The following is a 20,233-nucleotide window of genomic DNA, read 5'->3' on the forward strand; positions in this document are numbered from 1 at the left end:
TCCTGTTAGTGGGCGACGGCGGCAGCGCCGTGTTCGTCGATCAACGCACCGTTGTGGAAACGGTCGATGGAAAAAGGTGCCGCCAATGGGTGCATTTCACCCTTGGCGAGGCTGGCGGCAAACACGTTGCCTGAGCCCGGCGTGGCCTTGAAGCCACCGGTGCCCCAACCGCAGTTGAAGAACATGTTTGGCACCGGGGTCTTGGAGATGATCGGGCACGCATCCGGGGTGGTGTCGACGATGCCGCCCCACTGGCGGTTCATGCGTACGCGCGACAGCACTGGGAACATCTCGACGATGGCCTGGATGGTGTGCTCGATCACCGGGTACGAACCGCGCTGGCCGTAGCCGTTGTAACCGTCGATACCGGCACCGATCACCAGGTCGCCCTTGTCGGACTGGCTGATGTAACCGTGTACGGCGTTGGACATGATCACGCTGTCGATAATTGGCTTGATCGGCTCCGACACCAGCGCTTGCAGCGGGTGGGATTCGATTGGCAGGCGGAAACCGGCGAGCGAAGCCATGTGACCGGAGTTACCGGCAGTGACCACACCAACGCGCTTGGCGCCGATAAAGCCCTTGTTGGTTTCCACACCGATGCACACGCCGTTTTCCTTGCGGAAGCCGATCACCTCGGTTTGCTGGATCAAGTCCACACCGAGGGCATCGGCGGCGCGGGCGAAGCCCCAGGCCACGGCATCGTGACGGGCCACGCCGCCACGCCGTTGCACGGTGGCGCCGAGCACCGGGTAGCGGGTGTTTTTCGAGCAGTCCAGGTACGGAATCTCGTCGGCTACTTGCTTGGCATTCAGCAGTTCGCCATCCACGCCATTGAGGCGGTTGGCGCTGACGCGGCGCTCTGAGTCACGGATGTCCTGCAGGGTGTGGCACAGGTTATAGACGCCACGCTGGGAGAACATCACGTTGTAGTTCAGGTCCTGGGACAGGCCTTCCCACAGTTTCATCGCGTGTTCGTACAGGTGCGCCGACTCGTCCCACAGGTAGTTGGAACGCACGATGGTGGTGTTGCGCGCGGTGTTACCGCCGCCCAGCCAACCTTTCTCGACCACGGCCACATTGGTGATGCCGTGTTCCTTGGCCAGGTAGTAAGCGGTCGCCAGACCATGCCCGCCGCCGCCGACGATGACCACGTCGTACACCTTTTTAGGGGTCGGCGTGCGCCACATCTTCTGCCAGTTTTCGTGATGGCTGAGTGAGTGCTTGAAGAGGCCGAAGCCCGAGTAGCGTTGCATAGTCATTACTCCAATACCGCGCTCAGCGATAAACCGGGAAATCAGCGCACAGGGCAGACACGTGCTTGGCCACGTTGGCCTCGACATCGGCGTCGCCGAGGTTGTCGAGGATGTCGCAGATCCAGCCAGCCAACTCGATGCACTGCGGCACTTTGAAACCACGCGTGGTCACCGCCGGGGTGCCGATGCGCAGGCCCGAGGTCACGAACGGCGACTGCGGGTCATTCGGCACGGCGTTCTTGTTGACGGTGATATGGGCGCGACCGAGGGCGGCATCCGCCTCTTTGCCGGTCAGGCCCTGACGGATCAGGCTGACCAGGAACAGGTGGTTATCGGTACCGCCGGACACTACATCGTAGCCGCGTTTGATAAACACGCTGGCCATGGCCTGGGCGTTGTCGATCACTTGCTGTTGGTAAGCCTTGAAACCCGGCTCCAGCGCTTCCTTGAAGCACACCGCTTTGCCGGCGATCACATGCATCAGCGGGCCGCCCTGGGCGCCAGGGAACACGGCGGCGTTGAGCTTCTTCTCGATCTCTTCGTTGGCCTTAGCCAGGATCAAACCGCCACGCGGACCGCGCAGGGTTTTGTGGGTAGTGGTGGTGACCACATCGGCGTAAGGCAGCGGGTTCGGGTACAGACCGGCGGCAACCAGGCCGGCGACGTGGGCCATATCGACGAACAGCAGCGCGCCCACCTTGTCGGCGATCTGACGGAAACGAGGGAAATCCAGAGTCTTGGAGTAGGCGGAGAAACCGGCCACCACCATCTTCGGCTTGTGCTCCACCGCCAGGCGCTCGACTTCGTCGTAGTCGATCAGGCCGGTGTCGGTGTTGATGCCGTATTGCACCGCGTTGTACAGCTTGCCCGAGGACGACACTTTGGCGCCGTGGGTCAGGTGACCGCCGTGGGCCAGGCTCATGCCGAGGATGGTGTCGCCGGCATTGATCAGCGCCAGGTACACCGCGCTGTTGGCGGACGAACCGGAGTGCGGCTGCACGTTGGCGTAATCGGCACCGAACAGTTGCTTGGCGCGCTCGATGGCCAGGGCCTCGACTTTATCCACATGCTCGCAGCCACCGTAGTAGCGCTTGCCTGGGTAGCCTTCGGCGTATTTGTTGGTGAGGCCGCTGCCTTGGGCTTCCATCACCCGCTTGCTGGTGTAGTTCTCTGACGCGATCAGCTCGATATGATCTTCCTGGCGCTGCTCCTCGGCATTCATCGCCGCCAGCAGTGCGTCGTCATATCCCTGAATCTGGTCTTGTTTGCTGAACATCGCGTCTCTCCCAGCCTTTCGTATTGTTAAGGCCCTCGCAGGGCCCTTTGATGCGATGGTAGGGCTGGCGTAGACAGGTCAAATGCCTGCGCACGCCACGCAAAGGTGCGTTTACGACATTACCGAATCAACACCAAATAAATGTGGGAGGGGTTAGGCAATGATGTGGCGCAGGAGTAGCAGCAGGAGGAAGTGCGTGGGATACAGGGCGTAGGCCCAGCGGCGCATTGCTGGCGGCGAGGTGCTGTGGGCATGTCGCAATAAGACCAACCCCGCCCATGGCGCAATCAGGCACGCGACCAGCCCCAACAGCGCCACCGGCGTGCCGCTATTGAGCAGGATCTGCCATTGATTGGCGGCCACGCAGACCAACCCTGGCAACACACTGAAATACCAAGGCCGGCGAAATACCAGCAACATCGCCAGCGGCAGCAATACACCCAACAAACCGAACATTAAGTGCGCTGAAAATACCGCCGCTATCGTGACCGCGATCAACGCCAATCCTCGATCAATAAACGTCTTCTGCTGCCATCCTCGGGCAACCAGCAGGCCCAGCGCGAGGGTCGGCAACACGTTCAACGTATCGGCATCCTCGATAAACAAGCGATACGGCACTTCGCTGATCACGCTGAACAGCAGCAACCAGCCCAGGTAGCGCCATTGACCGGTTACCGGGGCGTTGCGAACCCGGTGCAGGTTCGCCGCAATCGCCAGGCAAAACCACGGGAACGCCAGCCGACCCGGCACGTACAGGCCGTCCAGGCTCAAACCGACATAACGCAGGTGATCCAACACCATACTGAGCAGCGCCAGCCACTTGAGCAGGTCCAGAGCGCCGTCTCGGATGGGTCCGACAGGCAAGGTGTGAGCGCTGTGCATAATTCCCCAGTGACTTTGCATTTACAGTGCGTGCGCACGCCCAACAATCTTGGTTACAGTGCGCACCAATATCGACCACAGGAACGGGCCATGACCGACAAGAGCCAACAATTCGCCAGTGACAACTATTCGGGCATCTGCCCGGAAGCCTGGGCCGCCATGGAACAAGCCAACCACGGCCATCAGCGCGCCTACGGCGACGATGAATGGACCCACCGCGCCGCCGACGGTTTCCGCAACCTGTTCGAAACCGACTGCGAAGTGTTCTTCGCCTTCAACGGCACCGCGGCCAACTCCCTGGCGCTGTCGTCTTTGTGCCAGAGCTACCATAGCGTGATTTGCTCGGAAACCGCCCACGTCGAAACCGACGAATGCGGCGCGCCGGAGTTTTTCTCCAACGGCTCCAAGCTGCTCACCGCCCGCACCGAAAACGGCAAACTGACGCCGGAGTCGATCCGCGAGATCGCCCTCAAGCGCCAGGACATCCACTACCCCAAACCCCGCGTAGTTACCCTGACCCAAGCCACCGAAGTCGGTAGCGTGTACACCCCCGAGGAAATCCGCGCCATCAGCGCCACCTGCAAAGAGCTGGGCCTGAACCTGCACATGGACGGCGCGCGCTTCTCCAACGCCTGTGCGTTCCTTGGCTGCTCGCCGGCCGACCTGACCTGGAAAGCCGGGGTGGACGTGCTGTGCTTTGGCGGCACCAAAAACGGCATGGCCGTGGGCGAGGCGATCCTGTTCTTCAACCACAAGCTGGCCGAAGACTTCGACTATCGCTGCAAACAGGCCGGCCAACTGGCCTCGAAGATGCGCTTCCTCTCCGCGCCTTGGGTGGGCCTGCTGGAAAACGACGCCTGGCTCAAGCACGCCCGCCACGCCAACCACTGCGCGCAGTTGCTGAGCAGCCTGGTCGCGGATATTCCCGGCGTGGAGCTGATGTTCCCGGTGCAGGCCAACGGCGTGTTCCTGCAACTGTCGGAACCGGCCATCGCCGCGCTGACAGCCAAGGGCTGGCGCTTCTACACCTTTATCGGCAAAGGTGGGGCGCGCTTCATGTGCGCGTGGGATACCGAAGAAGAACGCGTAAGGGAACTGGCTGCGGATATCCGCGAAGTGATGAACGCCTGAGACGGGCGAATAGTGGCGCTGTGCCGAGACTGTTATTGGTTATTTCCGACAGCAACACAGCGAGTTTTCATTGACTAGCCTCTTGGAACCCGCAAGGAAATCGCCGCTGCAGCGGCTACCCTCGCGGGTATTACCATCCGCCGAACAATCGGCTGGAAACGGAAATCCAGAAGAGGTTTGAATCATGGAATATCAAAGCACCGGCAATACCCTGAAAAGCGACGGCACTGTCACCACCACCGTTATCGACTGGGACGAGTTCAGAAAAACCGCCCAGGTCGGCGACACCATCCGCGAGCCGTCGAGGACGCTGCGGATCTATGACAAAGTCTATGAATTGACAGCGTCAGGCCAGCACTTCGTGGTGCATATCTATGCCCAGTGATCGTTAACACTTGAGACTCGCGTCGCAGGCCAGCACTGCGACGCAGAGCTAGCAGATGCCTCCCTCCTCGCCGGCTTTTCGATATCGCCGTACGGTATAACAACTCGACATATAAACTCTGTCGCAACTGCAATTAAATTACTGACGCAATATTAAGTAGTAGTTGGGACAAGCAGTTACCCTAACCCACCGCACCCCATAACAAAAACCAAAACAAAAAACAAGCTGTCACTATTCACAGTTTACCAATCCACAGAGATTGTTAATTCTTACGGTGCGCGCACTTCAATGAACACCCACCCAAACCAATTGAAGGAATTTTAATCATGACAACTCAAAAAGCGGCTCCTATTCCGTATTCAGTCAAAACAACCGAAGAAAAACTTATTCTGGCCGTAAGGGAAAACGATATCATTGAAATAGATGGCCGAACTGCTCACGCAAAAAACGTGAAATACACGTTCAATTCAAATGGCGAGTTCATTAAGTCTTTTACGGCAGACCCTCATCAACCTTAAGTAATAAAAACGCTAATAGCACAGGGTGCCTCTTGTTCACCCTGCGCTATTAGTGACCCAATCAAAACTCACCCAACACTGGCGGTTATCGGCGTGTTTCAGAACTCAATCCGTACATCCCCCTTCGGCACACTGCAGCACGAAAGGATATAGCCTTCGGCTTCATCATCCTCGGTGATCCCACCGTTGTGCTCCATCTCCACTTCCCCACCCAGCTTCAGCACCTTGCACGTGCCGCAGATGCCCATGCCGCAGGCTTTGGGGATCATCAGGCCAAGCTTGGCGGCGGCGGCGTGTACGGTTTCGCCCGGCGCCACGCGGATGCTCTTGCCCGAGGTAATGAACTCCACCTGGTGCAGGTCCGCCAGGTCGACTTCCGGCGCGTCGGCGGCTTGTTCGGCTTGCTCCACCGCATCGGCGCGGGCTTCGGGTGGCGTGGCGCCGAAGGATTCCTCGTGGTAGCGCGTCATGTCGAAACCGGCGGCTTCCAGCAGGCGCTTCACGGCGGTCATGTAGGGCGTTGGGCCGCAGCAGAACACTTCGCGCTCCAGGAAGTCGGGCACCATCAGTTCGAGCATCTTGTGGTTCAGGTAACCCCGGTAACCGGCCCATGGTTCGCCCAGGCCGTGCTTTTCGCAGATCAGGTGCAGGCTGAAGTTATCGATCCGCGACGCCATGTGCTCCAGCTCGCGGTGGTAGATGATGTCTTTGGGCGAGCGGGCGCTGTGGACAAAGGTCATGTCGACATTGGCATTGGTGTCGTAGAACCAGCGCGCCATCGACATCACCGGCGTAATCCCCACGCCGCCGCTGAGGTACAGCACTTTCGGACTGGGGAAGTCGATGGCGTTGAACAGCCCCACCGGTCCGTGCACCGCCAACTCCTGGCCTTCATGCAAAGTGTCGTGCAGCCAGTTGGACACCTTGCCGCCAGGCACGCGCTTGATGGTCACCGAGAAGCTGTATGGCACCGATGGCGAGCTGGAAATGGTGTAGGAGCGCATGATCGGCTGCCCGTCGATTTCCAGCTCCAGGGTCACGAATTGCCCTGGTTTGAAAAAGAACAGGATCGGCTGGTCGGCCATAAAGCAAAAGGTGCGCACATCCCAGGTTTCCTGGATGACTTTGACGCAACGGACGATGTGCCGACCATTGGCCCAGGTCTGGGTGGTTACCGGATTCAGGAAATTATTGGACATGTTGTTCTCCACCGCCGAGGTCGGCCTTATGGTGGCGATTCTGCGTAACGCGAGAACCGCCCACTTACCTATCTGCGACATTCACATACTTATCGCGACCAGCCCCCATACCACGGGGCTTGCGCGTCGGGATCAGAGTGGGCCATGTCGCTCATGGATAAGGTTCGCCGCATCAGCAGCCCCACACTCGCTCCCAACAACGACGCTTTCTTTACGCCTTGCTGCACACCTGATCAGCCACTATTCGCCGGCCACACAGAATGGCCATGAGGACCTACACGATGGACGTCACCGCAACCTTAAGCTTGGGCGATCCGCTGGAACCCGCACGCAAGGCCACCGCGCAAATGCTGCAAGAGCGCGAGCGCACTTTTTCGCTGCCGCAGCCGTTCTACTGCGATGAGCGTTTGTTCGATATCGACATGCAGGAGATCTTCCAGAAAGAGTGGTTGATCGCCGGCATGACCTGCGAGATTCCGACCAAGGGCAACTACCTGACCCTGCAAGTGGGCAAGAACCCGATCATCGTGATCCGTGGCGCCGAGGGCGTGGTGCATGCGTTCCATAACGTGTGCCGTCACCGTGGCTCGCGCCTGTGCACCAGCGACAAGGGCAAGGTGGCCAAACTGGTCTGCCATTATCACCAGTGGACCTACGAACTGGACGGCCGCCTGCTGTTCGCCGGCACCGAGATGGGCGCCGACTTCGACATGAATCAATACGGCCTCAAGCCGGTCAACGTGAAGACCGCCGGCGGCTATATCTTCATCAGCCTGGCCGAAAACCCGCCGGCCATCGATGACTTCCTGTCGACCCTGAACCACTACATGGAACCCTACGACATGGAGAACACCAAGGTGGCGGTGCAAACCACCTTGATGGAAAAGGCCAACTGGAAACTGGTGCTGGAGAACAACCGCGAGTGCTACCACTGCGGCGGTTCGCACCCGGAGCTGCTCAAAACCCTGCTGGAATGGGACGACGTCACCGACCCACGCGCCGACCAGGCATTCAAGGACCACGTCGCCGCCTCGGCCGCTGCCTGGGACGCCGAGAAGATCCCGTACGCCCACGCCAGCTTCGGCCTGCGTAACCGCATCGTGCGGATGCCGCTGCTCAAGGGCACCGTGTCGATGACCCTCGATGGCAAACAGGGCTGCGCCAAGCTGATGGGCCGCATCAAGAACCCGGACCTGGGCTCGATGCGCATCCTGCACCTGCCACACTCGTGGAACCACTGCATGGGCGACCACATCATTGTGTTCACGGTGTGGCCGATCAGCGCGCAGGAAACCATGGTCACTACCAAGTGGCTGGTACACAAGGACGCGGTCGAAGGCGTGGACTATGACGTGGAGCGCATGCGCCAGGTCTGGGACGCCACCAACGACCAGGACCGTCGCCTGGCCGAAGAGAACCAGCGCGGCATCAACTCCACGGCCTATCAACCGGGCCCATACTCCAAGACTTATGAGTTCGGCGTGGTGAACTTCGTGGACTGGTACAGCGAGCGCATGCTGAGCAACCTGGGCGCGGCACCGGCGCCTTACCTCAAAGGCGTGGCGGCACACGAATAAACGATCCTGATCGTTGGAAATGTGGGAAGGGGCCTGGCCCCCTCCCACAATCGAATCTCGCACTGCTTAATATTTGATCAGATCTCTCCCAGCCCCCTGCCCGCCTGCCCTCCAGCCTTTGCCCAACAACTTATCCACAAAGCCACCCACAGCAATTGTGGGCAACTGCGCCAACTACCCGAAAATAAGTGAAGAAAATCCGTGACTTATTCAAGTTACGGGTTGGGACGTGCATTTGATCATTTTTCGATCAACTCGCTACAACCCAATAAAATCGTGGCTTGCAGCACTACGTGAACACCTTATCCACAGAAGCGCCAACAGAGTTTGGGGGCAACTTGCACAGCACTGTGGAAAACCGCGGCAACCCTGCATAAATCCAGGCTTTGGCACTGCTCCAGCGCTTCAGCCACGGAATTGATCACTTTTTAATCATTTCAATCAAAGCCTTTATCTTTAAGGCCTGTAGCCGATAGCGAACATCTTATCCACAGAAGCGCCAACAGACTTTGGGGGCAAGTACACATACCCCATCACGCTTATCCACACGGAAAACGCTTCAAAAACCGAGGCTTAGCCTGGTTATTTTTCATACAGCAGGCTGCAGCCCTTAATTTACCTGAGCTACAGGCACCCACGAACACCTTATCCACAGCCAGACACACAGCGATTGTGGGTAACGTGCCAGGCGGTATTCGTCTGTACAAAAAATACTCAGCATCTACACTCACCTTTGCAGTTAATTTCACAAGCCTGGGTTAACGCGGAAGTCCTTGGCGGGATAAACGGGAGGAACAACAGTGATGTGGCAGGGCACACCCAGCCATCACTGCGCCAAAGGTTTTACGCTGATTGAATTACTACTGACGCTGGCCTTACTGGCCACGCTGGCGACAGTGGCTTATCCGCTGACGGCATTGATGGGCAAACGCGACCGAGAACTCGACTTGCAACGTTCGTTGCGAGAGATACGCCGCGCCATTGATTCCTACAAAGAAGCCAGCGACGACGGGCGCATCGAAAAGAGCGTCACTGACAGTGGTTACCCGCCCTCTTTGCAGACATTGGTCGATGGCGTCACCGACCAGACCAACTTGCAAGGTCAAAAACTCTATTTTCTGCGACGCATTCCTCGCGATCCTCTCTGCGAATGTCCCGAACTGGCAGCGGAAAAAACCTGGCAATTGCGCAGTTACAAGAGCAGCGCCGATAACCCACAAGAGGGAGAAGATGTATTTGACGTTTCATCCCGCAGCACTCGGGAGAGTTTGAATGGAACGTCGTACAGCCAGTGGTGAGCGCGGTTTTACCCTGATCGAATTGCTGGTGGTGATGGCCATCATCGCCACACTCATGACGCTGGTCACCCCCCAGTATTTTCGCCAGCACGCCAAGGCCCAAGAGACGGTGCTGCGCCACAACCTCTCCACCATTCGCCAGGCGCTGGATCAATACCGCGAAGACCACGGCGATAACCCCGACTCCTTGCAAGCCCTGGTGGACCGCCGCTACCTGCGCGAAATCCCTCTGGACCCGCTGACCGGCAAGCGCGACACCTGGCAACTGCAACCCTCCGACGAACAAGGCCTGGGCGACGTACGCAGCGGCGCACCGGGCACCGCTAACGATGGGACGGCCTATGCAGACTGGTAAGCAGCGCCAGCACGGCTCGGTGTTCATGGGCATGCTGGTGACGGTGGCCGTCGTGGCCGTGATGCTGATGGAGACGGGCACGCTGTGGTCCAGCGTGTTGCAGCGCGAACGCGAATTGGAACTGCTGGCGCGCGGCAACGAAATCCGCCGGGCCATCGGCCTGTACTACAAGGCCGGCAATGCCTTTCCCAAGTCCCTCGAAGACCTGGTGCTTGACCGGCGCCAACCGACCGTCAAGCGCTACCTGCGCCGGGTCTACACCGACCCGCTGACCGGCACCACCGAGTGGGGCGTCGTGCCAGGACCGGGCGACACCATCATGGGCGTGTTCAGCCAGGCCAAGGGCACGCCGTTCAAGCAAGGCAACTTTGCGGTCATCAATCAAAGTTTTACAGGGCAAGGCAGTTATCAAGGGTGGGTGTTTCTGTATGGCTCTGTACAGAGTAACCCTGCAACCCGCGTCACTCCTCTGGGAGATCAGCCGACTCAATGATTTCAACGATATGAACACACTGATCGTTCCAGCAGTTCGGAACTTGTTTATCTGGATTGAAGGTGGACTAGAGCATGAGAAACTTACACAGATATATGCGTGCCGCCCTTAAATGGGTGCTGGCAGGAATCGTGGTATTGCCGGCCTTGGCATTGGCCCATGTGGCGACAGATACGCCGGTGGCACGACAATTTTACTGTCGGGGTCAAGCGGACTTCTGGAGCCCTAATCCGTCCGATGCGGGATGCCGGGCGCTCTTGGAAGCAAATAAGGATCTCCCACACTACCCAGGCCAGCAATGGAACCAGGTATCAATTGAAATTCCGAAACCGCAGTACGAGGATCAGGCAGTCGTCGAGCAGTACATACCAGATGGAAAACTCTGCTCCGCCAACAATCCAGAAATGCGTGGCCTCGATCAGCCTTCAGATAAATGGCACAAAACTCCAATCACACCTAAAAATGGCTTTCTACAGGTCATTATTTCCGGTACGGCTCCCCATGTAAGCAGTGATGTTTATATCTATCTGAGCAAACCTGGCTATAACTCCGCGACCATGCCGCTGAAATGGAGTGACCTCGAACTGCTGAAAAAAGAAAGAGTCGATAAGGCATTGCCTGATGACGGGACGGCGCTGAACCCTCTAGGGCTAATGCAAGGCTATTTTAGAATAAACGTACCGATTCCAGCCGGTCGCTCGGGAAATGCGGTGCTATACACTCGATTTCAGCGAGACGACCCTAACGGCGAAGGTTTTTACAACTGCAGCGATGTTACATTCAGCGGTGGGACTGCCCCTGAGTGGTACGCCCAGGGGCCCTTCCTGTTGCCTGGTTTTACCCCACATCCGGGAGACAAGATCCGCTTTCGCGTACTGGGTGCGGATGACTCGCATGATGAAGTCGTAGACATCCGGCATCCCGTTACAGATGCGAATCCGGCCGTTTGGGGGCTGGGGCTGGTACAAGCGCTATCGTCATTCAAAACAATTGTGCAGATAGGTGAACTCAAAGGCACAAGCATCATCTACAACACCGTGGAGCCAGGGAACAACCAAATCTTCCTTGCCGACAAAAATGCCTCTATAGGGATGTCGATTATTACCGACGACGGTGGAACCCCTGTAGATCAACGCCCTCCTGTTGCCAATATCCAAGGCCCAGCCGAAGCCACAGAAGGTGAAACCGTCACTTTCGACGGTGGAAGCTCAGTCGGATACAACGGCAAACTTACCTATATATGGTCTACAAACGCTGCGAAAGACGCGTCAAATATACCCAACCACGAGAGCACCTTTTCTTTCACAGTGGCTCCGTATTTCGACGCCATTCCGGGTGGTCCGCAGCCTGACCACAACGTTTCCTTAACCGTTTATGATCATAAAAATCTGAAAAACGACCCGAAAAAAGTTGTTTTCGTGATCAAAAAGGCTGGGGGCGATGACGGCTTCCCTCAGTGGAAACCGAATGGCGGCTACAACAGCGGCTCACAAGTATCCAATTATGGAGTGAAGTACCGGTGCAAACAGGGATCGGCAGGCGCATGGTGCGGGCAGAATGAAAATGAACCCGGCAAACCCGGTTCCACTTTCTGGCAGCGCGCATGGGATGTTGTTCCTTGAGCCACTGGCATATGCACTGACTTGATAACAGCAAGTGCCAAACGTTATAGGGCGCCTTACGGCGCCTTATATCGCGCAACGCTACAATTGGAAGCAGTACTGGTTATAACGCAGTCCTACCGGCGGTGCCCGCTTCCCCAGCGGGCCGGAAGAGTTGATCACAACCGCCGAGTATCGCCATGCGCACACGCACACTTATCACCCCCTTCCAACGCGCCTTTACGCTGCTGGAACTGCTGGTCGTCCTGCTGATCATCGCCCTGCTCGCCGGCTATGTCGGACCCAAGATGTTCGATCGCCTGGAGCTGGCCAAGGTGCAAACCGCCCAAGGCCAGATGAAGTCCCTCGCCGATGCGTTGAACCAGTACCGCCTGGACAACGGCAACTACCCCGACGAAACCCTCGGCCTGAATGCGCTGACCACGCGGCCCGCCAATGCGGGCAATTGGCAGGGGCCTTACTTGAAGACGTTGCCGCCTGACCCCTGGGGCAACCCATATTTCTACAGAAACCCGGGCACCCCGCCCAACGACGCCGAGATCATCTCCCTGGGCCGCGACGGCAAGGCCGGTGGTATCAACACCTACGCCGACATTGTCTACGGGCTGTAACGGACCATGTGCGCGCTGCGGATTGTTCTGATGCTGCTGTGCCTTTCGGGCACCGCCCAAGCCAATTGCTGGCAACTGGCGGCCAGTCGTTATCACGTTGATCCGCTCTTGCTGTACGCCATCGCCAGGGTCGAGTCCGGCCTCAACCCCCGTGCGCGCAATATCAATGCCGACGGCAGCCAGGACATCGGCCTGATGCAGATCAACAGCCGCCACTTACCGGCACTGGCGCGGTTCGGCATCACCGAACAGCACCTGATCACCCAGCCTTGCACCAGCGTGATGGTCGGCGCGTGGATCCTGGCCGGTTTTATCCGCGAAAAGGGCTACGGCTGGCAGGCCGTAGGCGCCTACAACGCCGGGCCCAAGCCGGACCGCGAGGCGCGCCGCACGCGTTACGCACTGGCAGTGTGGCGTTACTACGACGAGTTGCTGCAACAGCGCCGGCAACTGGCGAGGCAAACGCCATGATCGAAATAGACGCCCGCATCATCCGCGACGGTCATTTGCAGTCCCTGCACCTGCAAGCCTTTGACCTGGCCCAGGCGCGCCAGCAATTGCAGGCCGACGGCGCCCAGGTCATCTCGCTCAAAGCCCGTCGCCAACTCAAATTGCCGAGCCGGCGCTCCAAGTTCGCCCTCGGCTTGTTCATCCAGGAATTGGTGGTGCTGCTGGACGCCGGCCTGGTGCTGGTAGAAGCGGTGGAAACCCTGCGCGACAAAGCACCGCCGGGGATCAATCGGCAGGTGATGAGCGAGCTACTGGCCTCGATGTATGAGGGCAACTCGCTGTCCAGGGCGATGCAGCTCAAGCCGCAGACGTTTCCTTCATTGCTGATCGCCACCGTGGCGTCCTCCGAACACAGCGGCCAATTGGCCGTGGCCCTGCGCCGCTACCATCACTTTGAAGCGCATTTGGAAACCGTGAAAAAACGCGTCAGCGGTGCCCTGATGTACCCCTTGGTAGTGCTTAGCGTGGGTGCGTTGATCCTGTTGTTTTTGCTGTTCTTCGTGATCCCGCGTTTCGCCTCGGTGTTCGACGCCGTCGCCGACTTACCCGCCACCGCGCGCTTCATGGTGTGGTGGGGCGCGCTGGTGGACGCACGCGGCATGGAGTTGCTGATCGGCCTGGCGCTGGCGGTGGGTGCGCTGGTGCTGCTGTTTCGCAGCGCCGGGTTCAAGCGTCGCGTGGCCGAGCTGTTCTGGAAGATTCCCAGCCTGGGCGCCCAGCGCACGCTGTTCATCCTGGCGCGTTTCTACCGCACGGCGGGCATGTTGCTGATGGGCGGGATGCCGGTGGTTACGGCGGTGGAGCTCTCCGGCGCCTTGCTGCCGGTAGAACGCCAAGCGGCCCTGCGCCAGGCCATGACCGATATCCAGGCCGGTCAGCCACTGTCCACCTCCCTGGCCCGCCAACAACTGACCACCGCCGTCGCCGAACGCCTGTTGCGGGTAGGCGAGCAAAGCGGCGAATTGGCAGCGATGTGCGAGCGCATCGCGCAGTTTCACGATGAAGCCTTGGAGCGCGCCATCGAGCTGTTCAGCAAGGTCTTCGAGCCATTGTTGATGCTGGTGGTGGGCGGGCTGATCGGCCTGATTGTCTTCATGTTGTACATGCCGATTTTTGAACTGGCAGGTTCCATCCAGGGGTGACGCAATGAGCGACAACACGCACAAGTGGCAGGCGCTGGCGAGCCAACGGGGCATCACATTGGCGGCCTACCTCACCGAATTGCTCAACACCGCTCCAGACCAACTGCACACGGTCGCCGAGCCGTTGGGGCTGCTCGCCATCGGCCCTGAGCAGCTCAGCGAAGACTGGCGTTTCGACCTGTTGCCCCTGCCCCAGGCCCTGATGCATAACGTACTGCCTCTGGATCACCTGGGCCAACCCTGCCTGGTGCTGGGCGACCCCTTTACCCTGGCCAGCCGACACTGGTTGCAGTCTTCCAGTACCTTGCGCCAACTGCCTCTGGCCATGAGCCTGCCCGGTGCGGTGAACGCCCAGTTGACCAAAGCCGAAGCCAGCCAGCGGGTGATGCAACCCTTCGGCGAAGACGACCCTGACACACCAATCGGCCAGGCCGCCCAGGAAATCTCCTTGAGCAGCATCGCCCGCGACGACAATCCGGTGGTGCGTCTGGTCAATTCCATGCTGTTCGATGCACTACAAAGCCGCGCCAGTGACATCCATGTGGAAACCACTCCCGGCGGCCTGGTGATCAAGTACCGCATCGACGGCGTGTTGCAGCAGATGGGCCAGGCCAGCGGCATGGACATGGCCGAGCAGGCGCTGTCGCGGATCAAGGTGTTGTCGGAGCTGGATATCGGTGAGCGACGCGTGCCCCAGGACGGGCGTTTCAAGATGAAGATCCAGGGGCGCGAAGTGGATTTTCGCGTGTCGATCATGCCCAGCATCCACGGCGAAGACGCGGTGCTGCGCATCCTCGACAAATCCCAGCGCGGCGAATCCCTGAGCCTGGAGGCCCTGGGGCTGGCCGCCGACACCATCGCCCGCATCCGCGCCCTGGCCAGCGAGCCCTACGGCATGCTGCTGGTCACCGGCCCCACCGGCAGCGGCAAATCCACAACCCTGTATGCCGCGTTGTCGGAGACCAATACCGGCGAGAAAAAAATCATCACCATCGAGGACCCGGTGGAATACGAACTGCCCGGCGTGCTGCAAATTCCGGTCAACGACAAGAAGGGCCTGACCTTTGCCCGTGGCCTGCGCTCGATCCTGCGCCACGACCCGGACACGATCCTGGTGGGCGAAATCCGCGACGGTGAAACCGCGGGCATCGCCGTGCAGGCGGCGCTGACCGGGCACCTGGTGATGTCGTCGGTACACGCCAACAGCGCGTTCAGCGTGCTCGAGCGTTTTACTTATATGGATGTGGACCCGGCGAGTTTCGTCGAAGCCCTCAACGGCGTAGTCGCCCAACGCCTGGTGCGGCGCATCTGCGCGGATTGCGCGGTGGAGGCCGAACCCGACCCGGACATTGCCCGTCTCGCCCAACTGCCCGAGGCCCAGTTAAAGCAAGGCCGCTACCGCGTGGGCAAGGGCTGCGAGGCTTGCCGCCACACAGGCTATCGCGGCCGGCTGGCCCTGGCAGAGGTTCTGAGCATGAACGACACGATCAAGGAGGGACTGTTGGTGCGCAGCTCAGCGTCCACTCTGCGGGAGCTGGCCCGGGAAGCCGGCCATGTGTTTATTCGCGACATAGCCCTGGCCCACGCCGCCCGGGGCGACACCACGCTCAAGGAGATCCACCGTGTCATTTCCCTTTATTGAGCATGTGGTGTGGCTGCATCGCGACGCAGCCGAATGGGCCGCACGCGCGCGCTGGCGTGGTGCGCCTGTCTGGCATGCGCAATGCCAGGGTACGCCGCTGGCCGCCTGCGCCGAACTGTTGGAGCAGGCGCCGCGCGGACGCGTGAAGTTCCTCGACCGGGCCACAGTGCTGCTGGGTTTTCCCCATGTGCATTACCTGATGCTGCCCTGGCAACCCGAGGTGTACAGCCCCCAGGACTGGCAAGGCTTGGCCGAGGCAATGTTCAGCCGGCAAGCCAATATCGATGCCGAGCATTGGCAAGTGCAGGTCGCCGATAGCCCGTTCGGCCAACCGCGCCTGGCAGTCGCCACACCACGGGAGTTACTGCTGGACCTGCGCGAACTGTTCAAGCTCAACCGCTTGCCGCTGGTGACCTGCACCCCCGTGCTGACGGCGGTCGCCCAACAGTACTGGCGGCACCTGCCTGACGATTGCGTGGTGGCCGTGCCCGAGGCCGGCAGCCTCAGTTGCGTGTATCGACACTTGGGCATCATTGATCAGGTATGCGTGATCCCCACCCAACCCGGCAGCACCTTGAGCGACAACTTGTTTACCGCCGACCTGCTGGTCGAGCGGCATGCCCCGGCCACGCTCGTGGTCAGCAACGCGCCGGCGGAGCATCGCTTGGGGCCCGTGCACCCGTGGCTGGAGGAGGCGCCATCATGAAAGCCAGGCTCGCCGGTATCTGGCAGCAATTGCGCGCGCCCCGTGCACCGCGTGTCGATTTCCAGCGCCCCGCCCCCACCCATCGCGCCCTGGTGGCCGCGCTGTGGCTAATGGCGAGCCTGTTGCTGGTGAGCACTTGGCATCACTGGCAACGCATGGTGCATCAGCAGCAGCAGACCGATGTGCTGGAGCAGCAATTTATCCAACTGACCCGCCGTCAGGAGCAGTTGATTCAGGCGGCCATCCGCTTGTCGCCCCAGCAAAGACAACAACTGGCGAGCTTCGCCCAGCAAAAGGTCACACCGTTTGCCTTGATGGATGGCGTGGCCCAGGCCTGGTCCAAGGAGATCGCCCTGACCCGCGTAGAGGTCAACACCCAGGCCCAATTGCTGCACCTGGATCTGGAGGTCAAACAACTGGGCGATGCCTTTCGCTTCGTGGATCGGCTCAAGGCCCAGCCCGGGGTGCAAGTGAACCTGCAACAAAGCGCACTGAAGAACAACGACCCGCAGCATCCGGTGCAAGTCAAACTCACCGTTGGCGCAGGGTAGCCGGCCATGGACACCCTCGTTCGCCACCTGCCGCGCCTGCGCTGGCACCTGATGCAATGGCGCCAGCGCCTGGGCTTCTGGGGCCTGTTGGCCGTGGGCGTGATGGCGGCGGTGCTGTTGATCGAAGTCGTGCTGATTCAACCGGCCAGCAGCGCCGACAGCCAGCGACGCCAGGCGCTGCAAGCGGGTATCGACGAGCAGCCCCAAGACGTTCAAGTGACTGAACCGGCAGTAGTGGAAGCCCTGCCCACGGCACAAGACTTTGCCCCGCGCCTGGAAAAACTGCTGGGCCTGCTGAGCCAACGCGGTTTCATCATTGAGCAAACCACCCTGGCCTACTCCACGCCGGGGGATACCGGGCTGCAACGCCTGGATGCGCAGATCCCCCTCTCCGGCCCTTACTTCCTGCTGCGCGAGGCCTTGACCGAGATCGCCAAAGAGCCGGCGGTACGCATCGAAAACCTCACCCTGGAGCGCAAGGAAATCACCAGCGGCCTGCTCACCATCGACCTCAAAATCAGCGTGCTGGGGGTGGTGGAATGAAACTTCCGTTGTACCTGCGCATCCTGCTGGTGCTGACGTTGATCGGTTGCGGCTGGCTGTTCTGGCAAGACCAGCCCGAGCCCCTCGACAGCGCACCGCCCCCCGTCACCACCAAGGCAGCGCCGAGCGAGCCGGCGGCGCCCACACCCACCGCCGAACCCGCGGAGACGATCGTCGACCTGTTTCCCATACAGACCTGGACCCCGCCGCCGCCCCCCCCACCAGTGGACAACGCACCGCGCAGGCCGCCAGCGCTGCCCTTCAAGGTCAGCGCGCAATGGCGCTACGAGAACCAGGCGAAAATCGTCGTGCTCAGCGGCAACGGCGCCCAATACACCTTATGCAACCGCTGCTCGGTGCCGGGGCGCATTGTGCCCGGCAAGATGCTGGACGCCCATTACCGCTTGGACAAACTCACTGACACCGCCGTGGTGCTGACCTACATGCCGTTGAAGCATGTCAGCACCCTGCGCCTGGACAAGCACTGACCCGGGAGGGGCACGATCATGCGGCTTAGATGGATTCCCTTGGGCCTGGCGCTGTGCGCAGTGAGTGCGTGTGAAACCCAGCGGGCGATCAAGCAAAGCGATGAGTTGCGCCAACAGGGCGATATCGTGCGTTCGGTCGAGGTGCTGCAAGCCGAGGCCAAGGAAGACCCCGACGATATACAGCTGCGCACCGCGCAGTTCAGCAAGCTGGAGTTGCTGGTGGCCCAGTACAGCCGTGAAGCCAACGCCGCCATGGTGCGTGGCGATGACACCGCCGCTATCCGCGCCCTGGAGACCATCCTCAAGTACGACCCCAGCAACCTGGGCGCACGCCAGCAAATCCAGAGCATCCAGGCGATGAAGCAACTACGCCCGCAACTGGCGCGGGCCTATGAGATGAAACGCTCCAACCCGGTGGAAGCGCTCAACCTGGTGCGCCAGATCATCGCGCAGAAGCCCAACTACCGAGAGGCCCTAGACCTGCGCAACGCCTTGACCCGCGAGCTGGTGAGTGCCGACCACCTCAGCGCCGACCTCTCCGAGGCCATGCGCAAGCCTTTGAGCCTGGAGTTCAGTTCCCAGAGCCTGACCACGATTTTCGAGACCATCGCACGGTTATCGGGGGTCAATTTCGTCATCGACAAAGACGTCAACCCCAGCGCGTCGGCCAGCATGACCGCCAGCCGCACCACCGCCGAAGACGCGCTGAACCTATTGCTGACCACCCAGGGCCTGGACAAGAAAATCCTCAACAACAACACCGTGCTGATTTACCCAAAGCGCCCGGACAAAGAACGTGAATACCGCGAGCTGGCGGTGCGCACCTTCTACCTCAGCCATGGCGATGCCAAGGTCGTGGCCGCTGAGATCAAGCAGGTGCTCAAACCCAAGGAAGTGCTGGTGGACGAGCGCCTCAACGCCGTGCTGGTGCGCGATGGCCTGGACACCCTGAGTGCCGTGGAAAAACTGGTGGAGGCCATCGATATCGCGCAGTCGGAAGTGACCATCGATATCCAGGTGCTGGAAGTCAGCCTCAGCGACGAACTGAACCTGGGTATCCAGTACCCCGGCAGCATCGGCGTGTCCGTTGGCAACCTGAGCAACGTGCCGGCCGGGCTGGCGGGCATCCCGATCAGCGCCCTGCGCGGCATCAACGGCGACAATATTCTGCTGGATGCCAACAGCACCGAGGCGCGGATCAATATGCTGCAACGCAGCGGCAATACGGTGACCCTGGCCAACCCCAGGGTGCGCGTGCGTAACCGTGAAGAAGCGCAGGTGAACATCGGCGATAAAATCCCGGTGGTGACCACCACCACGGCCAACCAGATCACCACCTCGTCGGTGTCTTACCAGGATGTCGGGCTGCAGATCACCGTCAAACCGATCATCAGCCTGAGCGATGAAGTGAACCTGGAACTGAACGTGGAGATGAGCCATATCACCAAGCGCATCCCCAGCTCGGACAACGTACCGGCCACCTTTGAACTGGGCTCGCGCGCCACCAAGACCCTGCTCACCGCCCGCAACAATGAGACCCAGGTGGTTTCAGGCCTGATCCGCACTGCCGACGTCGACGAGGGTTCTGGCCTGCCCTGGTTAAGCAAAATCCCGTGGATCGGCAAAAAACTGTTCGGCACCAATGTGAATACCCAGCAGAAAACCGAAATCATCCTGCTGCTGACGCCCCGGATCGAACGCAACCTGGACTTGCCGATTTCCCAGATCAGCACCTTTCACAGCGGCACCGAAGCGCGCAGTTCGACGCAGGGCATGATCCTGCGCGACACCACGGAAAAGATGATCCTCAAACCCACCGGAGGCGACCCGACGCCCGCGCTGCCGCCACCGATGCAGCAACCGGACGCCAACTGGCAGCCCTTGCCGCCGCCGTTACCGGATCTGGTGCCAAAGTCCGAGCCAGCCGCCCCTTAATCTCAGACCCTGAAGAGGATCAAAACTGTGGGAGGGGGCTTGCCCCCGATATAGGTGAGTCAGTCAATGATGCTGTGACTGTCCTACCGCTATCGGGGGCAAGCCCCCTCCCA

At 60.0% G+C, this 20,233-nt stretch carries 21 protein-coding genes; 17 read left to right on the forward strand and 4 right to left on the reverse strand.

Going from position 1 to position 20,233, the window contains the following annotated elements; translation table 11 throughout:
• Nucleotides 1-5: 5 nt before the first annotated feature.
• The 3 genes from QRN41_RS24545 to QRN41_RS24555 all read right to left on the reverse strand — a co-directional run bounded on the left by QRN41_RS24545 (nt 6) and on the right by QRN41_RS24555 (nt 3,414).
• The gene (locus QRN41_RS24545) at nt 6-1,256 is read right to left on the reverse strand and encodes a sarcosine oxidase subunit beta (protein WP_010207084.1); all 1,251 of its coding nucleotides are present in this window, start codon (nt 1,254-1,256) and stop codon (nt 6-8) included.
• 22 nt (nt 1,257-1,278) lie between these two features.
• On the reverse strand, nt 1,279-2,532 hold the full coding sequence (gene glyA, locus QRN41_RS24550; RefSeq protein ID WP_034101149.1) for a serine hydroxymethyltransferase: 1,254 nt from the start codon (nt 2,530-2,532) through the stop codon (nt 1,279-1,281).
• Nucleotides 2,533-2,685: 153 nt separating this feature from the next.
• Entirely contained in the window at nt 2,686-3,414 is a 729-nt protein-coding gene (locus QRN41_RS24555; RefSeq protein ID WP_094064245.1) for a TraX family protein, read from the reverse strand.
• 90 nt (nt 3,415-3,504) lie between these two features.
• Here QRN41_RS24555 and QRN41_RS24560 point away from each other — a divergent pair, with 90 nt between their 5' ends.
• The 3 genes from QRN41_RS24560 to QRN41_RS24570 all read left to right on the forward strand — a co-directional run bounded on the left by QRN41_RS24560 (nt 3,505) and on the right by QRN41_RS24570 (nt 5,448).
• The gene (locus QRN41_RS24560) at nt 3,505-4,545 is read left to right on the forward strand and encodes a threonine aldolase family protein (RefSeq protein WP_034115309.1); all 1,041 of its coding nucleotides are present in this window, start codon (nt 3,505-3,507) and stop codon (nt 4,543-4,545) included.
• 184 nt (nt 4,546-4,729) lie between these two features.
• Complete coding sequence (locus QRN41_RS24565) at nt 4,730-4,930, forward strand: hypothetical protein (RefSeq protein WP_034139597.1); 201 nt, start codon at nt 4,730-4,732, stop codon at nt 4,928-4,930.
• Nucleotides 4,931-5,256: 326 nt separating this feature from the next.
• The gene (locus QRN41_RS24570; RefSeq protein WP_167417652.1) at nt 5,257-5,448 is read left to right on the forward strand and encodes a hypothetical protein; all 192 of its coding nucleotides are present in this window, start codon (nt 5,257-5,259) and stop codon (nt 5,446-5,448) included.
• A gap of 98 nt (nt 5,449-5,546) precedes the next feature.
• Here QRN41_RS24570 and gbcB read toward each other — a convergent pair whose 3' ends face one another.
• Nucleotides 5,547-6,647: a glycine betaine monooxygenase reductase subunit gene (gene gbcB / locus QRN41_RS24575; protein ID WP_034139598.1), complete on the reverse strand. Its 1,101-nt coding sequence runs from the start codon at nt 6,645-6,647 to the stop codon at nt 5,547-5,549.
• Nucleotides 6,648-6,928: 281 nt separating this feature from the next.
• Here gbcB and gbca point away from each other — a divergent pair, with 281 nt between their 5' ends.
• From gbca to QRN41_RS24645, 14 genes are all read left to right on the forward strand, one after another.
• On the forward strand, nt 6,929-8,224 hold the full coding sequence (gbca, locus tag QRN41_RS24580) for a glycine betaine monooxygenase oxygenase subunit (RefSeq protein WP_034101156.1): 1,296 nt from the start codon (nt 6,929-6,931) through the stop codon (nt 8,222-8,224).
• An 803-nt stretch (nt 8,225-9,027) separates the two neighbouring features.
• Nucleotides 9,028-9,522, forward strand: coding sequence for a type II secretion system protein (locus tag QRN41_RS24585; protein WP_094064247.1), 495 nt, complete (start codon nt 9,028-9,030; stop codon nt 9,520-9,522).
• Complete coding sequence (locus tag QRN41_RS24590; protein ID WP_094064248.1) at nt 9,497-9,877, forward strand: type II secretion system protein; 381 nt, start codon at nt 9,497-9,499, stop codon at nt 9,875-9,877. The genes QRN41_RS24585 and QRN41_RS24590 overlap by 26 nt, the downstream gene beginning before the upstream one ends.
• Entirely contained in the window at nt 9,864-10,370 is a 507-nt protein-coding gene (locus QRN41_RS24595) for a type II secretion system protein (RefSeq protein ID WP_173668945.1), read from the forward strand. Before QRN41_RS24590 ends, QRN41_RS24595 begins: the two co-directional genes overlap by 14 nt.
• Nucleotides 10,371-10,444: 74 nt before the next feature.
• A complete protein-coding gene (locus QRN41_RS24600; protein WP_285422216.1) occupies nt 10,445-11,992 on the forward strand; it encodes a lytic polysaccharide monooxygenase in 1,548 nt (515 codons plus the stop codon).
• Nucleotides 11,993-12,171: 179 nt separating this feature from the next.
• Nucleotides 12,172-12,603: a type II secretion system major pseudopilin GspG gene (gspG, locus tag QRN41_RS24605; protein WP_285422217.1), complete on the forward strand. Its 432-nt coding sequence runs from the start codon at nt 12,172-12,174 to the stop codon at nt 12,601-12,603.
• Between the two features lie 30 nt (nt 12,604-12,633).
• Entirely contained in the window at nt 12,634-13,074 is a 441-nt protein-coding gene (locus tag QRN41_RS24610; protein WP_236217923.1) for a transglycosylase SLT domain-containing protein, read from the forward strand.
• Nucleotides 13,071-14,255, forward strand: a complete 1,185-nt coding sequence (locus QRN41_RS24615) for a type II secretion system F family protein (protein ID WP_285422218.1) — start codon at nt 13,071-13,073, stop codon at nt 14,253-14,255. The genes QRN41_RS24610 and QRN41_RS24615 overlap by 4 nt, the downstream gene beginning before the upstream one ends.
• A 4-nt stretch (nt 14,256-14,259) precedes the next feature.
• Nucleotides 14,260-15,897 (forward strand): GspE/PulE family protein, encoded by a 1,638-nt coding sequence (locus tag QRN41_RS24620; RefSeq protein ID WP_285422219.1) that lies wholly within the window; start codon nt 14,260-14,262, stop codon nt 15,895-15,897.
• Nucleotides 15,878-16,603 carry a hypothetical protein gene (locus QRN41_RS24625; protein WP_285422220.1) on the forward strand — a complete coding sequence of 242 codons (726 nt, stop codon included), beginning with the start codon at nt 15,878-15,880 and terminating at the stop codon, nt 16,601-16,603. Before QRN41_RS24620 ends, QRN41_RS24625 begins: the two co-directional genes overlap by 20 nt.
• Nucleotides 16,600-17,154 (forward strand): hypothetical protein, encoded by a 555-nt coding sequence (locus QRN41_RS24630; protein WP_213632611.1) that lies wholly within the window; start codon nt 16,600-16,602, stop codon nt 17,152-17,154. Before QRN41_RS24625 ends, QRN41_RS24630 begins: the two co-directional genes overlap by 4 nt.
• 6 nt (nt 17,155-17,160) lie before the next feature.
• Nucleotides 17,161-17,697: a hypothetical protein gene (locus QRN41_RS24635; protein ID WP_094064255.1), complete on the forward strand. Its 537-nt coding sequence runs from the start codon at nt 17,161-17,163 to the stop codon at nt 17,695-17,697.
• Nucleotides 17,694-18,185 carry a hypothetical protein gene (locus QRN41_RS24640; RefSeq protein WP_167417657.1) on the forward strand — a complete coding sequence of 164 codons (492 nt, stop codon included), beginning with the start codon at nt 17,694-17,696 and terminating at the stop codon, nt 18,183-18,185. The genes QRN41_RS24635 and QRN41_RS24640 overlap by 4 nt, the downstream gene beginning before the upstream one ends.
• 18 nt (nt 18,186-18,203) lie before the next feature.
• Entirely contained in the window at nt 18,204-20,120 is a 1,917-nt protein-coding gene (locus QRN41_RS24645; protein ID WP_285422221.1) for a secretin GspD/PilQ domain-containing protein, read from the forward strand.
• Nucleotides 20,121-20,233: the final 113 nt, after the last annotated feature.

It is taken from the genome of Pseudomonas sp. efr-133-TYG-23, from assembly GCF_030209215.1.
Lineage (GTDB): Bacteria > Pseudomonadota > Gammaproteobacteria > Pseudomonadales > Pseudomonadaceae > Aquipseudomonas > Aquipseudomonas rhodesiae.

Coding starts and splice junctions, on each gene's coding strand:
- QRN41_RS24645 (WP_285422221.1), top strand. CDS start 18,204: ATGCGGCTTAGATGGATTCCCTTGGGCCTGGCGCTGTGCGCAGTGAGT.
- QRN41_RS24545 (WP_010207084.1), bottom strand. CDS start 1,256: ATGCAACGCTACTCGGGCTTCGGCCTCTTCAAGCACTCACTCAGCCAT.
- QRN41_RS24565 (WP_034139597.1), top strand. CDS start 4,730: ATGGAATATCAAAGCACCGGCAATACCCTGAAAAGCGACGGCACTGTC.
- gbca (WP_034101156.1), top strand. CDS start 6,929: ATGGACGTCACCGCAACCTTAAGCTTGGGCGATCCGCTGGAACCCGCA.
- glyA (WP_034101149.1), bottom strand. CDS start 2,532: ATGTTCAGCAAACAAGACCAGATTCAGGGATATGACGACGCACTGCTG.
- QRN41_RS24615 (WP_285422218.1), top strand. CDS start 13,071: ATGATCGAAATAGACGCCCGCATCATCCGCGACGGTCATTTGCAGTCC.
- QRN41_RS24640 (WP_167417657.1), top strand. CDS start 17,694: ATGAAACTTCCGTTGTACCTGCGCATCCTGCTGGTGCTGACGTTGATC.
- QRN41_RS24610 (WP_236217923.1), top strand. CDS start 12,634: ATGCTGCTGTGCCTTTCGGGCACCGCCCAAGCCAATTGCTGGCAACTG.
- QRN41_RS24635 (WP_094064255.1), top strand. CDS start 17,161: ATGGACACCCTCGTTCGCCACCTGCCGCGCCTGCGCTGGCACCTGATG.
- QRN41_RS24600 (WP_285422216.1), top strand. CDS start 10,445: ATGAGAAACTTACACAGATATATGCGTGCCGCCCTTAAATGGGTGCTG.
- QRN41_RS24555 (WP_094064245.1), bottom strand. CDS start 3,414: ATGCACAGCGCTCACACCTTGCCTGTCGGACCCATCCGAGACGGCGCT.
- QRN41_RS24570 (WP_167417652.1), top strand. CDS start 5,257: ATGACAACTCAAAAAGCGGCTCCTATTCCGTATTCAGTCAAAACAACC.
- QRN41_RS24590 (WP_094064248.1), top strand. CDS start 9,497: ATGGAACGTCGTACAGCCAGTGGTGAGCGCGGTTTTACCCTGATCGAA.
- QRN41_RS24560 (WP_034115309.1), top strand. CDS start 3,505: ATGACCGACAAGAGCCAACAATTCGCCAGTGACAACTATTCGGGCATC.
- QRN41_RS24620 (WP_285422219.1), top strand. CDS start 14,260: ATGAGCGACAACACGCACAAGTGGCAGGCGCTGGCGAGCCAACGGGGC.
- QRN41_RS24595 (WP_173668945.1), top strand. CDS start 9,864: ATGCAGACTGGTAAGCAGCGCCAGCACGGCTCGGTGTTCATGGGCATG.
- gbcB (WP_034139598.1), bottom strand. CDS start 6,647: ATGTCCAATAATTTCCTGAATCCGGTAACCACCCAGACCTGGGCCAAT.
- QRN41_RS24630 (WP_213632611.1), top strand. CDS start 16,600: ATGAAAGCCAGGCTCGCCGGTATCTGGCAGCAATTGCGCGCGCCCCGT.
- QRN41_RS24585 (WP_094064247.1), top strand. CDS start 9,028: ATGTGGCAGGGCACACCCAGCCATCACTGCGCCAAAGGTTTTACGCTG.
- gspG (WP_285422217.1), top strand. CDS start 12,172: ATGCGCACACGCACACTTATCACCCCCTTCCAACGCGCCTTTACGCTG.